Raw genomic sequence first — 14483 nt, 5'->3', positions numbered from 1 at the left:
CCCCTGTTCTGATACAATGCAATACGAATTTAGTCCTGCCCGGAGTTATCAGGCTTTTGTCCTGCAAGCCCGGGATCGACAGGAGCCGCGCAGGAATTCCGTTCCACAAAAATGGTGTCTACGATAATTTTACTTGTCCCTTGCGACAATGCATCAGTCAATAGATCAACGGCTAGACTGGCCATTCTTTCTTTATCCACGTGAATCGTAGTCAACTCCGGAGTGACAACCAATGATTCGTTAATGTTATCAAAACCTATGACAGAAGTATCCTGTGGTACCCGGATGCCCAGCTCATTCATTGTCTTCATGGCGCTGATCGCAATATAGTCACATTCGCAAAACCAGGCTGTAGGCATACTGTGCCCGTTCTCCAAATAGGTGGTCAACTGCCGTTTCAGATCATCCTGAGAAGTAAGAATAGTTGGCGCCACGGACAGACGTGCTGCCTCGGGCACCATTAGCCCTCGCTCCGTAAGCGCCGCCATAAAACCGCGTTTACGTTCATCAAAATTATGAATTCGCACATTGGAAGCGATATAACCGATCGAGGTGTGCCCTATGTTGCTTAAATAGACCCCGGCCTGATAGGCACCCATTACATTATTAATCTGAATAAATTGTACAGGTAACGTCTCAAAGCAGGTGTCAAGCACAACCAGATTCGGCAGTTTGGCATGAATATCCCTGATTTGTTCGCGGGTCAAATTAGTGCCCAGCACTATGGTTCCAACACTGCGTTTCTCATCAGCAACCACTTGGATATCCCGCTGGAAAAATTCTACATCTACCGTTGAAAAAATTAGGGAATATCCTTTCTGCCGACAGCGTTCTTCAATAAAATGAATCAATTCTTTGAAAAATGGCTGCTGGTAATATTCTTCAAGGACAATTCCTGAATTAGTACATACAAGAAAAAGCAGCGATTTATCTACTTTTGTAGTCGCTACTTCCCTGCTCTTGGGGCTGTATCCCGCTTCATAGGCTACTTGGAGAATGCGTTCTCGCGTATCCGGACCGATACCCGGCTTGCCACTGAAGGCCAACGAAACGGCTGCTTTGGATACATTAGCCAGTTTAGCGATATCTTCCATCTTCATGCCTTGATTCTCCATTTCTTAATAAGGTAACAACATAACAAGGTAATACGTGAAGTTTACACCGAATCTGGTTTCGATGCAATGTTTAGCTGAATTAAGTTTGAATTGTTTAGTTATAAGTTTAGTTATTATAGCTAAATAATACTAAATTATTCATTGACACCACTTAAACGCAATGTTAACATGACCTCAAAGCTGAAAAATATATTCAGTTAAGTTTAAATAACTAAACTATACCCATTTTGTTTAGTTATTATTTTCATTCAACAAGGCTGAAATATTCCATACCGAGGAGAAATGATGATGAAGAAATTAAAGTTGGGCTATGCCCCAACACGGCGTTTTACATTCAGCGCTGAGGATGCATTTAAGTACAAAGTAGAAATTCGCAAGCAAATTGAGAGCTTTGGAATGGATATTGATATCGTGGACCTGGAAGGCCTTAACGAGGAAGGGTTGCTGTACGACGACCATATTAATGCCGACCTGATAGCCAAGAGGTTCAAAGAGGAAGAAGTCGATGCCGTATTTTTTCCACACTGTAACTTCGGCACCGAAGACACCGTAGCTCGTGTTGGCAAAGCGCTTGGCAAGCCTGTTCTGCTCTGGGGGCCACGGGATGAAGCTCCGCTTGCGGACGGTATGCGCCTTCGCGATACTCAATGCGGTATTTTCGCCACAGGCAAAGTGCTGCGCAGATTCAACGTTCCCTTCACTTATGTAACCAACAGTTGGGTGAATGATCCCGTATTCGAGCGAGGCTTCACCAACTTTATCGCTGCTGCCAATGTAGTACGCCAGTTCAAAAGCCTGCGCATTCTCCAGATCGGTCCACGTCCCGCTTCGTTTTGGACGATGATGTGCAATGAGGGCGAACTGCTTGAACGCTTTGGCATTGAGATCCATCCGATTACCCTTGTCGATATTCAGCTCCGCACTCGAAAAATTGCGGCCAGCAGCAGCGCCGAACTACTTGATACGATGGATTACATTAAAGAAAAGCTCGACTACAGCGAAGTGACCGAAGACGACATCAGGCGAATCGCCGCTTTAAAAGTTGCTATGAAGTCTTTCGTCCATGAGACGGGAAGCACTGCTATCGCTATTCAGTGCTGGTCGTCATTGCAAGAGGCCATGTCGATCATGCCGTGTCTGGCCAATGCGATCCTGACAGATGAACAAATTCCGGTCACCTGTGAAACAGACATCCATGGAGCCATTACGTCCATTATGGTGCAAGCAGCCGCGATGAATGAATGCCCAACCTTTTTTGCAGACATTACCATCCGCCATCCCGAAAACGACAACGGGGAACTACTATTCCACTGTGGAAATTTCCCTGTTTCGCTTTCTGTGGAGCAGAAACCGAAGCTGCGCAAGCACTTTCTCTTTGACGACCATGCTCCCGGAACTCATGAAGGCGAAATCCGTGGTGGCGGCATGACCATTGCCCGATTTGACGGCGACAACGGCGAATACTCCATGTTCCTAGGCAAGGCCCGTGGCATACAAGGCCCTTATACTCGCGGCTCCTATGTATGGGTGGAAGTGAACGATTGGCCACTGTGGGAAGAAAAGCTCGTCAAAGGTCCTTATGTTCATCACTCCGTAGGCATCCATGCCAATGTTATTCCGGCCATCTATGAGGCCTGCAATTATATCCCCGGTCTGACGCCGGACCCCGTAGACCCTACGGAAAAGGAAATCCAAAGCTGGCTTAGAGGCTCTGATCTTGCCCGCACTAATCAGTCAGGTCTGCACGTGTAAAGAATAGAGCTACTCGATCAAGGCCAAGTTCAATGGCATCTATCAGAGGAGGATATTATGGATATTCAAGAACTGAAAGTCAAAGCCGCACAAATTCGAATGGATTTGCTGACTATTATTCACCGCGCCAAAACGGGGCATACAGGGGGATCTTTGAGTAACACGGACATTTTAACCGCCTTATATTATGAAATTATGAATATTGATCCGGCTCATTCAAAATGGGAAGATCGTGACCGTTTCATTGCCAGCAAAGGCCATTCCGTAGAATCACTATGGTGTGTTCTAGCTGACCGCGGTTTCTTCCCCAGCGAAGAACTGGAAACTTATAGCCAGTTCGGCACCCGGCTCATCGGCCACCCGAACAACAAGGTTCCCGGGATTGAGATGAACACTGGCGCCCTCGGCCATGGTCTGCCCATTTCCGTTGGCATGGCACTGGCGGCCAAACGGGACGGACGGTCTTATCGTGTGTTTTGTCTGATGGGAGACGGCGAGCAAGCCGAAGGCTCTAACTGGGAAGCAGCCATGGCAGGCGCCCATTATAAACTGGATAATCTGGTCGGCATTATCGACCGCAACCAGCTTCAAATCAGCGGAACTACCGAAGAGGTCATGGGCCTGGAACCACTCAATGAGAAATGGGCTGCCTTTGGCTGGAATGTTGTTTCCATCAACGGCAACGATATGGAAGAACTGCTGCAAGCATTCCGAGCCGCACCGGAAGTAGCTGGCAAACCTACGCTCATTTTGGCCAATACGACCAAAGGCCAGGGCGTATCCTTCGCCGAGAATGTGCCCGCCTGGCACCACCATGTTCCTAACGATGAAGAGCTGGCGCTGGCGCTGGCTGAGTTGAGTGCATCCATTGAGGAATTGACACAGAAAGGACAGGTGTAATAATCATGAACAAAATTCCTAACCGCCAAGTCATCTGTGACACACTGCTGGAACTGGCCAAAGAAGATCGGGATATTATGGTGCTCGCCAGTGATTCACGTGGTTCCGCCGCGATGGCTCCATTCGCCAATACATTTCCAGAGCAATTCGTCGAGGTTGGCATTGCAGAACAGAACATTGTTGGCATGTCGGCGGGATTGGCCCACAGCGGCAAGAAACCATTTGTCACTTCACCTGCCTGCTTCCTGAGCATGCGCAGCATTGAACAGATCAAAGTTGACGTCGCTTATTCGCGGACCAATGTGAAGCTAATCGGGATTAGCGGCGGCGTAAGCTACGGTGCGCTCGGCATGTCCCATCACTCTGTACAGGATATTGCGGTGGCCCGTGCCATTCCTGGACTGGCTATTGTGCTTCCCGCCGACCGCCACGAAACGAAGAAGCTGACCGAAGCGCTGGTTAAATATGATGGCGGCGTATATGTACGGATCGGACGTAACCCGGTCGAGGACGTATATGAATCCGACGATTATCCGTTTGAGATAGGTAAGGCTGTAATTGTACAGGAAGGTTCCGATGTTACGATCATTGCCGCCGGTGAAACTGTACGCATTGCCCTCGATGCCGCCAAGGAACTTGCCGAAAATGGTGTATCCGCACGAGTCATCAACATGCATACGATTAAACCCTTGGATGAAGAGGCCATCATTGCTGCGGCACGAGAGACCGGGCGCATTATTACGGTTGAGGAGCACAGCATTTACGGTGGCCTCGGCGCTGCTGTGGCTGAGGTTGTCGTACAGCACCATCCCGTTCCGATGAAGGTGCTTGGCATCCCAGATGAACCCGCTATTGCTGGCAAAACAGCGGAGGTATTCCACCACTACGGCCTTACGGGCGACAATATCAAACAGGTTGCACTCGAATTGATCAACAAGTAAAGGGCGAAGCATATGGACCACAATCAGAAATATATATTGGCCATTGATCAGAGTACTTCAGGCACCAAAGCACTTCTTGTAAATGCTGAAGGAACAGTCATCGCTCGTAGCGGAATGGAGCATAAACAGTACTTTCCCCAGTCCGGCTGGGTAGAGCATGATCCGCTCGAAATTTATGACAATGTCATAAAGGCGGCCCGCAGTGTGCTAGAGCAAACCGGCATCCATCCGGCAGAACTGGCTGCCCTGACCCTTACCAACCAGCGCGAAACCGCACTGATGTGGGACAAGACAACAGGCCAGCCGGTATACAATGCCGTCGTCTGGCAATGTCAGCGTACTGCGGACCTATGCGCCGGGCTGAAGCAAGCGGGGCACGAGAACACCATCCGCGCCAAAACAGGACTTATGCTCGACCCATATTTCTCCGCCGCCAAATGGGGGTGGATCATTAGGCATGCAAAAGGAGCCGCGGAACTGCTCGCCGAAGGCAAGCTGCTCGCAGGAACCATGGACAGCTGGCTGATCTGGAAGCTTACGGGGGGCAGCACACATGCTACCGACTACACAAACGCCAGCCGCACCTCGCTGTTCAATATTCACACCTTGGAATGGGACGAAGAGCTGGCCTTGATGTTCGACGTCCCTTCTTCCCTGCTGCCCGAGGTAAAGCCGTCCGATGTCATATTCGGCTATACGGCGGATAACAGCCTTTTTGAGGCAAAGGTGCCGATCTCAGGGGTGATCGGGGATTCCCAGGGCGCGTTGTATGGCCATCTCTGCTTTAAGCCCGGAAGCGCCAAAGCAACCTTTGGTACCGGCACCTCTGTATTGATGAATGTAGGCGACCATCCGATTGATGGTGGTGACGGCCTTGTAACGACGATCGCCTGGGGTGCCGGAGGACAGGTTACGTATGCGCTGGAAGCCGTCATTCGGTCCACCGGAGACAGCATCAAATGGATGCAGGATAATTTGGGGCTTTTCTCTACCTTTGCGGAAATGCAGGAACTGGTTGAAAGCGTTCCAGAGAACGACGGTGTTTATCTTGTCCCCGCTTTTGTTGGCATGGGTGCGCCTTATTGGGACCCGTTTGCCAGGGCGGCAATTACCGGCATGAACCGCGGAACCATTAAAGCCCATATTGTCCGAGCTGCGCTGGAGAGTATTGCTTATCAAGTCAGAGATGCGGTTGAATTCGTTGAGCGGCAGTCTGGCATTCAACTGCTCGGTCTGCGGACCGACGGTGGTGCCTCCTCCAATGCCTGGCTCATGCAATTTCAGGCCGATCTCCTGGGTAGCGTAGTGGCCCGCTCCACCTGTGCTGAGCTATCGGCCATGGGCTCAGTGTATCTAGGCGGGCTCGGCGCAGGTCTATGGTCTGACCCGGAGCAGCTTGCAGCCCATCTAATATTATACGAAACATACGAACCAAAGCTGGATGAAGTCACCCGAAACAATTATTACACCGGCTGGAAGCGGGCTGTCCAGTCCGTTGTTCAGCGGAGTCAATAAAGTTGGAGTCTAACAAAGTATCCTCTGATTTCCGGGGCTCCCCATATATGTTTGCCTAATTTAAAGAAGCCTGCAATTGTGCAGGCTTTTTGGGCTACGTTCTTACATGAGAAAGAAAAACCTGCCAATCTGAATGAGCGGTATTCTGATTCTGATCTTTCAACAAAAGAAAGATCACATTACCCTCAATAGTTCATGAGAGTCATGCGATCTTCTCTTGGTTCTCTCCTTCCGAGAAAACCTTATAAATCATAGATGCCGAGGACCGGGATCGAACCGGTACGGTAGTCACCTACCGCAGGATTTTAAGTCCTGTGCGTCTGCCAATTCCGCCACCCCGGCATGATTATGTATTTCTTGGCGACAAGAAATATCTTACCATGAACTAATTAACTTTGCAACACTTTTTATATAAAATAATCCAACTATAAGTTTAACTAATGATTTACACGATAACGGAGAGGACAGAAAAAACTGAAAAAGCGAAGCGTTCGCCTAAAAGCTTTCTGAAAGAAAGCTACATCGGAAGCATACGCTATCACCGGATTTTCCCTTGAGAAAAGGAAATCGAAAAAATCTGGTGATAACAGCGTTTAGAAGGTTATTCTGTCATCGGAGTGTCAGTGTAAATAATCTTTAGTTCGACTTATATAAATGAAACAGGCACTGCAAGCGTCAGCTCACAGTGCCTAGAAAGTCCGAGTTGCGGTCCCGGACTTCCGGTAAACCAATCTATATTAAGGGAGGTGTGAGATAAGAATACCTCCCCAACATTAAAGAAACCTAAAATCAGCCTTAAATTAAACTAAAAAAGTAAAATAGGTCGAACACGAGCCGCTTCTTCCTCACTGCACTCCACGATAACCAAGATATGGTCCTTTAACAGCCAATCTTCGTAATACCGCGCGTCTTCTTCCGAGATCCCCGCTTCAGTCAGTGTAAGCACCAAATCATCGGTCTCACTCCCAATCTCATTACCAGCGAGCCTGCGCACTGCATTTCCGATCGACATCGTCTGATCCATTCGTTTCCCCAGACCAGCCAATATGCCTTTCAGAGCGCCAAAGGCACCATCTGTTCCGGCACCCTTCAAAGGTTTGGGCAGCCCCGTCTTTTCGCTCACCAGCTCCAGATTAAGCTGCTCCTTCCCCACCGCTCCCAAATATTTATCCTTAATACCTTCCTCTTTCACCTGATTCAGCATCAATATAGCCTCGTTCTCGGTACGGGCCAGCCCAATAATCAATTGTGTCATTCCGTTCCCCTCCTTTTACCCTAATATAACCCCGTAATCCGCATTCAAAAACGGATCGTCCACAGCTAAGACAAATCACCTAGAAGAATGTTGATTTCTCTTCTGGAAATCTATACCTAGTTCTGATAGACTAGATAAAGAAGACAAATTAACCATTGAAAACATTGACATATGTATTTAACATCTCATAATCAGGAGCAATGACTTATGAAAAAAGAGGTAGAAATTGCCATCCGGCGCAAACAACAGATTATGGTTCGTAATACAAGCGGTCAGACGGTAACCGGTTTTCCCGAGCGCACCGCTGATACATCCATTCTCTCCTTACGTACCGTTCACGGAAGTCTGTGGATACCGTTTGATGAGGTGGAACATGTTACGCGTCTGTTAAGCATCCGGTCTCATCATTTAAGCGGAATGCAACTCGTTTAGTCGGCTCTGTAATCCTAGAAACTCCAGTTCCCGTATAGATACGTTAACTAGATCTATTTATGGCAGCACTTTATACCAGAAAAACCAGACGCATGCACGTCTGGTTTTTCTCTTCTACTTATCCTGTACCACGCTACCACTGACCTCACAACAAAGGCCTTACTATCCTTGTTTCTGCCTAACCATATCCTGTTGTTACTTCACTACAAACTTCACTCGTGTTCCATCCGGATATGTACTTAACTGATTCCCTACCCATGAACCTGCACCGCGATTATCTTTCGGGGTAATGTACTGGATATCTGCACCTGTTCCTCCCTCAGCGCACATCGCCATGGGCCACTCGTCCCGATCCTTACCTTTTTTGACCGGAACACCCTTAAGTGATAAATCCCGATTACCTTCGGCTCCACTACGATCAATGGTGCATACATCCGAATGCCCTGCCTTGATAGCAGCTTTAATATGTTTGGCTGTTTCGGGATAACGCTCTGAAGGGAACGTAATGGTATGGTCTACACTCTTATTAGTCCCACCGAATGGATTAGGTATCTCCTCCGGCCATTCTCCCCCAGCCCAGGCATAGAGGGCTACCAGCAGCATCGCTACCAGCGTCAGAACCTGCTTCTTGAAACCTTGCTTACCTTTACGTTTTCTTCTTGTGCGTCTCTTACTCATGCTGTGTCTCCCCCATTCAACACTTGCATTATAACAGAACGCCCGTTCGTAAAACAATCCAATACAATAAAAAAACAGCCGAGACCGCCCGGCTGTCCTGCTTGTTTAATTATCCTACATTGGGAATGGCCTGTTGGCGCAGCAAGGGCAGTGTCACCTCAAACTGTGTACCTTTCCCCTCTGTACTTTCTACCGAAATCTGACCATTCATCAGTTCCAGCAGTTCTTTGCAGATGGTCAGACCAAGCCCGCTTCCGCCAAATCGGCGCGCATGGGAGATGTCGGTCTGGGTAAATGCATCAAACAATTGTTCGATCTGATGCTGAGGAATGCCAATTCCCGTATCACGCACAGAGAATACCAACACAACGGTATCCATCAGTTGTTGCCTCACATCCACCTGTAACTGCACTTCACCTTGTTCTGTGAACTTGATCGCATTACTCAGCAAGTTATCCAATACCTGCCGAAGTCTTAGCGGATCACCCATCAGTACATCAGGAACATTCAGATCAGCATGGCAGAGCAACCGTATTTGTTTACTCTGCGCCGCAGGCTCATGTGTCTTCACAATCTGTTGAATCAGCTTCAGAGGTTGAAACTCAATGTTTTCAACACCCATTTTACCTCTTCCCAGTTTCGCCATATCCAAACTATTGTTAACGATGTTCAGCAGTGCCTCACTCGATTGACGTGCAAGCTCCAGATATTCTTTCTGCTCATCCGTGGTTTCACCCATACCAGCAAGTTCGATCATGCCCATAATGCCGTTAAGCGGGGTACGAAGCTCGTGATTCAGCTTGCCGATGAATTCCAATTGCCCTCTGCTGTTCATTTGAGCCATGGAAGTTGCAAGCTTCAGCTGCTGATCGGCATACTTCCGTTCTGAAATATCGTATTGAATCCCCACAAAATACAAACACTCTCCAGATTCATTAAAGATCGGATCAATATTCAGTTCGTTCCAGAACTTCTGGCCATTTTTTGTATAATTTAAGATATCAATCTTAATGGACTGTTGTTTCTTTAATGCATCACGAATCTGCATTACCGTTTCGGGGTCTGTATCCTGTCCTTGCAAAAATCGGCAATTGTGTCCGACAGACTCTTCATACGTGTATCCTGTCAGCCGGGTAAAGTGTTCGTTTACATACATGAGCGGAAGCTCAGGCAAGGTAGCATCGACCACCGTCACGGAGGATTTCACTTTTGAGATGATAAATTCCCATTGTAATGAGAGTTGATTATGTTGGCTCATGCCTTCCTCCCTCATCTCACACACGTTAATGTTTATATATTCTGCAATCGTTTATAAGGAGATAAAACTAACCAGACGGAATGTGTTGAAATAAATTCAATATATTTTAATTGTAACATAGTTATTCAAGTCATGTGGTTCATGGGTAATAGTTGATAACTAACATTCAACAATAACCTAACTACTCATCAGGAGGAACATACATGAAATTTCTGTTAGTTATCATCATTATTATTTTGATTGTAGTCTTTTTTACCAGACGCAAACGTTAAGATAAGATCCGTTATGTAAGTTAGAAAGGAAGATGGGTATGAGAACCCTCTTTTTTATATTCATGGTACTCTGTATCATCAATCTCTGTTTCCCAAAATTCGGCTGGTATCTGCGTTATGGCTGGATTTCCCGGGGTAAAGACGAACCCAGCAGGCCTTATATGACTATGGTCAGAACGACCAGCTTGCTGATGTTGCTTATCGCCTTCACACTCGCTATGGCATGAACTATAGGCATTAGAAGATGACTGCCCTGTTGGGCAGTTTTTTTGTGGTGAAATGACGGGAAAATGATAACTTTGTTTGTGGTGCAATGATGACAATGCCCGTAATATAGATATATCGTTTCGGAAAGGACACCATTGGCATGAACATCGCATTTTATCCATACTGGGCCGCCAAAACGCTGCTCTCGCTTATTAATGTCATATATATCATGGTCATTACTACGTATATATACAGTCTCACTGGATCGGTACTCTCTGCTGCAATGTTTCCACTTATTCAGATCATTGCACGCATAATAGCAGGTCTCACTTTGCCATTACTTGTGAACCGTTTCCCATTCTCCAGACTATTGATCAGCATTTCCATAGCCAAAACATTCATCATGACCTGTATAGCCATTTCGTTGAATCACTTGATTTCACAACTTCCGCTTCTATTGCTTGGAGTGGTCATACTATCCTTTTTGGATGGATGGGAAACTCCGTTACTGAAGACTTTAACGCCACGATTGGTTCAAGGTGAAGACCTTATAAAAGCAAATAGCCTACTATCTTTCTCTAATCAGACTGTAATTATTGTCGGTTACGCCATGACGGGATTCGCCGTGATGAACTGGGGGGCATCACAGACCTTCTGGGCAGCTACAAGCCTGTCCTGGGCCGTTCTGATCTTCATGATTGCCATGGGCTCGCTCACACGGAATGTAGAACAACCCCAGAAATCTGCTGTATCGCGGAATGTATTGAGGGAAGGTTGGAGTATACTTTGGAACAATCCAACCTTACGACTGATTACGCTTATGGACATTGCCCAAGCACTCGCGGGTTCCATCTGGATCGGAGCTGTTACGCTGGCCTTTGCAAAAGAAGCTCTGGGACGAGGAGAAGGTTGGTGGGGACTCATGAACTCGAGTTACGCTGCTGGAACCATGCTTGGAGGTATTCTGGCTCTTGCACTGGCCAAACGTATTCAGAAGCATCTGATCGCTAGCATGACCATGGGTTCTCTTCTCTTCAGCCTGCTGACCATCGTTTATGGTCTAAACAACCTGCCATGGCTCGCTCTGGTGTTATGCATACTCATGGGTCCAGTTCATCAGATTCGTGATGTGGCTCAGCAGACAGCGCTTCAGAACAGTGTACCTGTCGAATTCCTAACCAAGGTATACGCCACTCATGGCGTCCTGATCTCCATAGTCATGAGTGTATCCATAGTCATCTTCGGTCTAGTCGCCGATCAACTGGGCGTTCGATGGATATACCTTATCGGTGGAGCCTTGTTTATTGTGTCTGCCATATGCTCAATATCGTTGAGCAGGGTTCACAGGAACCATCACAATGCTAAACATACGAAAAATATGTAAAGCAAAAGAGACGAGCAGCATTCTGCTCGTCCCTCACAATCTCAATCCAATCGATAATCTGTCAGCGGCCTGCCTTTTTTATAATACAAAGTAGGTGACAATATATTGAAGAAAATATGCACATCCGGCATGTATGCTTCTTCCAAAATAGCTTGCACCGACGATGCAATCCGATTATGAATCTCCTGGTCACGTTGAAACATCAGAATCTCTATAGAAGCTGGAGAAGGTGTTAGCGCTTGTACATCATGACGCTCTGCCTTCATTCTCTCCCTTGGAATATGAGTAATTAGGGCCATCTGCTCTGTAATTTGGGGTACAACTTCCTCTAGCTGAGGACCTGTGAATCCTTTAAAGCGAATAAACGGCATTGCTATCCCTTCAATCTCTGTTAATAGTCTCTTATGTGATTTTAAGCACATTGTTTTCAGTTGTCAAATGTCATGGATGGCATATGTTGCTTCTTATAAATAGGAAAAGCCCCGCTGAAGTCTCAGCGGAGCCACTGTTTGCACGTTTCTATACGTGACTTACAGCCAGAAAGATTTTGTGATGATCACCAGCAGGATGAAAAGCACGAGAATTGCACTTGTGGAAGTCCATCCGCCGCCACCAACATTACAACAACCGTATCCAACTTGACTCATTTGATTGGCCTCCTTTGAATTTCAAGGTATGCCATAACATATGCGTATTCCGCGCAAGTGACAGGGCGAATCGGCAAGTTCAACAGCCCATTCATCTGGGATTCATACCCGTTAATTTAACCGGATGGGGCTATGGAAATTTTCAGTTGTTTTTCTTGTGACTCCTGAGGTGAAGAGTCTGTATTTCCTCTGTTCAGAAGGATTGTACGAGTACGTGTATCAATTCGGGATGCCAGAACAACCTCTCCATCAGGTGTTATACAATAGGCGATCGGAATGGAGATCTCGCTATCACGGTACGAACCATCCGCATGGCTTGTCCCCATGACAATACATTGATGCTGCAAGGCGATCTGCCGAGCCTCTTCGACCCACTCACTGTATTGCTCTTCACTGAACATACCCACACCAATGGAATGCATCACAATGTCCACATCCCCTATATTCTCGTTGCGAAATCCTTGCAGGACCAGCTCATCACACAACAAAGTACTTATCGCCCAATCCTGTTCCTGAGCCGTCTCAGCAGGTGTATATTTAGCTTTCTCCAATACAATCTCTCCAGCCTTACTGATGATAATCGATCGGTCCTTTGGACGTTCGTGCAACCTGCGATGACCTGATACAATCATGGTCCCATATTCAGCCGCCAGGCGGCAAGCGTCTTCGACATTCTGGTTCAGATAACCTTCAGGAAAAAATAATACATCTGCATCAGGATGTTGCTTGAGTTCGGCTTCAAGCTGCAACAAATCCTGTTCGAGCCTCGGTTGTCCAATGATAATTTTCATCTGGCATCCCCCATTCATCAATAAAAGCCGGTTCATACCTGAATAAGGTACGAAACCGGCTTAAAGGTTGTACGGACAGGTAATATTCCTGCTCAACGTACTTCGCTTCAAGAGTAATTGATTCTCATGTTATTGCTCGACGACACAATTACCTTTACAGTTCAATGATATGTAGTTAGGCATTTCTACGTTCAATACTATCATATATAGCCTGCCCATCATAGCTTCGATCTGTAGCGATATCTTTCACAAAGAGGGCGCTTCCTGCCGCACTGTTTGCATTAACAGACAGAACGCTAAATGCACCCACAACCCACATTAATGGATATAATGCAACGGTAAGGCTTTTCTCATGTCTTTGTCTCCTTTGCTGTTAAAATAGATGATTGGTTGAATATCCCATTAATATGATTAAAAAGAACATAAGTTTCAATTTTGATAACCCAACAACATCGTCCATGCATATTAATCCTAGTATCACTTCTCTTTATCCAACTACTTCAATCCCTAAGCAACGAAATAATCTCATCTATAACAAGTGCAGGATTCTCTAAATGTACGTAATGGCCAGAACCTTCGACGGTAATATGATTGGCTTTATCGGATAGAGTAGCCAGGTCTTCTTGCAATTCTGCCCACTTCACTTCCATCTCAGGACCCATTCCGTGTTCCGTCGCTGAAATCACCGTTAATGGAGTATGGCGCAATGCATCATTTTCCCGTATTTTACCAACAAATGAAAAGCTTTTTGTCACTTCCGTATAGTCACCCTCTGTTGAAAACTGCGACTTGTATAAGTCTATAATCTCTGGTGGCAGTGTTGCCAAAATTGCCTCTTCCTGATTTTCATGAGAAGAGTCTATCAGAACTGCGCCAGCCACTTCAGAAGTATAACGATCAGCAAATGCTCTGACATTCAAACCACCAATACTATGTCCAACCAGTAAATATGGACCAGGTATATTCGCTTTTCTTAGCAACTTATGCAATTCTTTCACTTGTTGTTTCGTCGTTTTATCTTTATTTGTGTCTCCGCTAAGTCCAAGTCCAGCACGATCATAAGATACTGTCAAAGTATGCTTTGCTATCTCAGATTGAACTCCCGACCAGATCGTTGAACTATCTCCATATCCACTAATAAAAACTACCGTGGGAAAAGAATGTTTTATTCCTTGTATTTCGGCATATAACGATACTCCGGTACTAACTTCATACAAACCACTCGAACCGACCTGGCTTGATTTTCCTTCTACTAATTCTGAAGGGATCAGAAACACGAGACAAAACGTCAAAATTAAAACTAATTTACTCTTCATTTACATATCCTCCTTAAAAT

Annotated in this window: 15 protein-coding genes and 1 tRNA gene; 7 read left to right on the top strand and 9 right to left on the bottom strand. The window is 46.4% G+C overall.

What is annotated here, in order from left to right:
* Positions 1-29 precede the first annotated feature (29 nt).
* On the bottom strand, positions 30-1100 hold the full coding sequence (locus D829_RS30285) for a LacI family DNA-binding transcriptional regulator (protein ID WP_017687359.1): 1071 nt from the start codon (positions 1098-1100) through the stop codon (positions 30-32).
* Between the two features lie 303 nt (positions 1101-1403).
* Here D829_RS30285 and D829_RS0103015 point away from each other — a divergent pair, with 303 nt between their 5' ends.
* The 4 genes from D829_RS0103015 to glpK are packed head-to-tail and all read left to right on the top strand — an operon-like array spanning position 1404 to position 6223.
* On the top strand, positions 1404-2867 hold the full coding sequence (locus tag D829_RS0103015; protein WP_017687358.1) for an L-fucose/L-arabinose isomerase family protein: 1464 nt from the start codon (positions 1404-1406) through the stop codon (positions 2865-2867).
* Positions 2868-2924: 57 nt separating this feature from the next.
* On the top strand, positions 2925-3767 hold the full coding sequence (locus tag D829_RS0103010) for a transketolase (protein ID WP_017687357.1): 843 nt from the start codon (positions 2925-2927) through the stop codon (positions 3765-3767).
* Positions 3768-3772: 5 nt separating this feature from the next.
* The gene (locus D829_RS0103005; protein ID WP_017687356.1) at positions 3773-4708 is read left to right on the top strand and encodes a transketolase family protein; all 936 of its coding nucleotides are present in this window, start codon (positions 3773-3775) and stop codon (positions 4706-4708) included.
* Positions 4709-4720: 12 nt separating this feature from the next.
* A complete protein-coding gene (gene glpK / locus D829_RS0103000) occupies positions 4721-6223 on the top strand; it encodes a glycerol kinase GlpK (RefSeq protein WP_017687355.1) in 1503 nt (500 codons plus the stop codon).
* 256 nt (positions 6224-6479) lie between these two features.
* On the opposite strand, the gene D829_RS0102995 is transcribed toward glpK, so the two are convergent.
* Together D829_RS0102995 and D829_RS30280 are read right to left on the bottom strand one after the other, a co-directional pair.
* Positions 6480-6565 (bottom strand) — tRNA-Leu (locus tag D829_RS0102995).
* A gap of 463 nt (positions 6566-7028) precedes the next feature.
* Complete coding sequence (locus tag D829_RS30280) at positions 7029-7478, bottom strand: general stress protein (RefSeq protein WP_017687354.1); 450 nt, start codon at positions 7476-7478, stop codon at positions 7029-7031.
* Positions 7479-7685: 207 nt separating this feature from the next.
* On the opposite strand from D829_RS30280, the gene D829_RS0102985 reads away from it, so the two are divergent.
* Entirely contained in the window at positions 7686-7910 is a 225-nt protein-coding gene (locus D829_RS0102985) for a hypothetical protein (protein ID WP_017687353.1), read from the top strand.
* Positions 7911-8105: 195 nt separating this feature from the next.
* On the opposite strand, the gene D829_RS0102980 is transcribed toward D829_RS0102985, so the two are convergent.
* Both D829_RS0102980 and D829_RS0102975 read right to left on the bottom strand, forming a co-directional pair.
* Positions 8106-8588 carry a NucA/NucB deoxyribonuclease domain-containing protein gene (locus D829_RS0102980; RefSeq protein ID WP_017687352.1) on the bottom strand — a complete coding sequence of 161 codons (483 nt, stop codon included), beginning with the start codon at positions 8586-8588 and terminating at the stop codon, positions 8106-8108.
* Positions 8589-8697: 109 nt separating this feature from the next.
* Positions 8698-9846, bottom strand: a complete 1149-nt coding sequence (locus tag D829_RS0102975; protein WP_017687351.1) for an ATP-binding protein — start codon at positions 9844-9846, stop codon at positions 8698-8700.
* A gap of 304 nt (positions 9847-10150) precedes the next feature.
* Here D829_RS0102975 and D829_RS34360 point away from each other — a divergent pair, with 304 nt between their 5' ends.
* Positions 10151-10345, top strand: coding sequence for a DUF6199 family natural product biosynthesis protein (locus tag D829_RS34360; RefSeq protein WP_346773274.1), 195 nt, complete (start codon positions 10151-10153; stop codon positions 10343-10345).
* 140 nt (positions 10346-10485) lie between these two features.
* Positions 10486-11709 carry an MFS transporter gene (locus tag D829_RS0102965; protein WP_017687349.1) on the top strand — a complete coding sequence of 408 codons (1224 nt, stop codon included), beginning with the start codon at positions 10486-10488 and terminating at the stop codon, positions 11707-11709.
* A 41-nt stretch (positions 11710-11750) separates the two neighbouring features.
* Here the strand turns inward: D829_RS0102965 and D829_RS0102960 are convergent, their stop codons facing one another.
* The 4 genes from D829_RS0102960 to D829_RS30275 form a co-directional block, all read right to left on the bottom strand.
* Entirely contained in the window at positions 11751-12080 is a 330-nt protein-coding gene (locus tag D829_RS0102960) for a DUF1904 family protein (protein ID WP_017687348.1), read from the bottom strand.
* A 159-nt stretch (positions 12081-12239) separates the two neighbouring features.
* Complete coding sequence (locus D829_RS32770) at positions 12240-12356, bottom strand: YjcZ family sporulation protein (protein WP_017687347.1); 117 nt, start codon at positions 12354-12356, stop codon at positions 12240-12242.
* Between the two features lie 116 nt (positions 12357-12472).
* A complete protein-coding gene (locus tag D829_RS0102950; protein WP_017687346.1) occupies positions 12473-13147 on the bottom strand; it encodes a hypothetical protein in 675 nt (224 codons plus the stop codon).
* Between the two features lie 500 nt (positions 13148-13647).
* Positions 13648-14463, bottom strand: a complete 816-nt coding sequence (locus D829_RS30275) for an alpha/beta hydrolase (protein WP_017687345.1) — start codon at positions 14461-14463, stop codon at positions 13648-13650.
* Between the last annotated feature and the right edge of the window lie 20 nt (positions 14464-14483).

The sequence above is a fragment of the Paenibacillus sp. PAMC 26794 genome (genome assembly GCF_000316035.1).
Lineage (GTDB): Bacteria > Bacillota > Bacilli > Paenibacillales > Paenibacillaceae > Paenibacillus.
Note: the sequence above shows the minus strand (reverse complement) of the source record. Positions and strands in the feature narration are given on the sequence as shown.

Coding starts and splice junctions, on each gene's coding strand:
- D829_RS0103005 (WP_017687356.1), top strand. CDS start 3,773: ATGAACAAAATTCCTAACCGCCAAGTCATCTGTGACACACTGCTGGAA.
- D829_RS0103015 (WP_017687358.1), top strand. CDS start 1,404: ATGAAGAAATTAAAGTTGGGCTATGCCCCAACACGGCGTTTTACATTC.
- D829_RS0102980 (WP_017687352.1), bottom strand. CDS start 8,588: ATGAGTAAGAGACGCACAAGAAGAAAACGTAAAGGTAAGCAAGGTTTC.
- D829_RS0102985 (WP_017687353.1), top strand. CDS start 7,686: ATGAAAAAAGAGGTAGAAATTGCCATCCGGCGCAAACAACAGATTATG.
- D829_RS30275 (WP_017687345.1), bottom strand. CDS start 14,463: ATGAAGAGTAAATTAGTTTTAATTTTGACGTTTTGTCTCGTGTTTCTG.
- D829_RS0102965 (WP_017687349.1), top strand. CDS start 10,486: ATGAACATCGCATTTTATCCATACTGGGCCGCCAAAACGCTGCTCTCG.
- D829_RS0102960 (WP_017687348.1), bottom strand. CDS start 12,080: ATGCCGTTTATTCGCTTTAAAGGATTCACAGGTCCTCAGCTAGAGGAA.
- glpK (WP_017687355.1), top strand. CDS start 4,721: ATGGACCACAATCAGAAATATATATTGGCCATTGATCAGAGTACTTCA.
- D829_RS0102975 (WP_017687351.1), bottom strand. CDS start 9,846: ATGAGCCAACATAATCAACTCTCATTACAATGGGAATTTATCATCTCA.
- D829_RS30280 (WP_017687354.1), bottom strand. CDS start 7,478: ATGACACAATTGATTATTGGGCTGGCCCGTACCGAGAACGAGGCTATA.
- D829_RS0102950 (WP_017687346.1), bottom strand. CDS start 13,147: ATGAAAATTATCATTGGACAACCGAGGCTCGAACAGGATTTGTTGCAG.
- D829_RS34360 (WP_346773274.1), top strand. CDS start 10,151: ATGGGTATGAGAACCCTCTTTTTTATATTCATGGTACTCTGTATCATC.
- D829_RS0103010 (WP_017687357.1), top strand. CDS start 2,925: ATGGATATTCAAGAACTGAAAGTCAAAGCCGCACAAATTCGAATGGAT.
- D829_RS30285 (WP_017687359.1), bottom strand. CDS start 1,100: ATGAAGATGGAAGATATCGCTAAACTGGCTAATGTATCCAAAGCAGCC.
- D829_RS32770 (WP_017687347.1), bottom strand. CDS start 12,356: ATGAGTCAAGTTGGATACGGTTGTTGTAATGTTGGTGGCGGCGGATGG.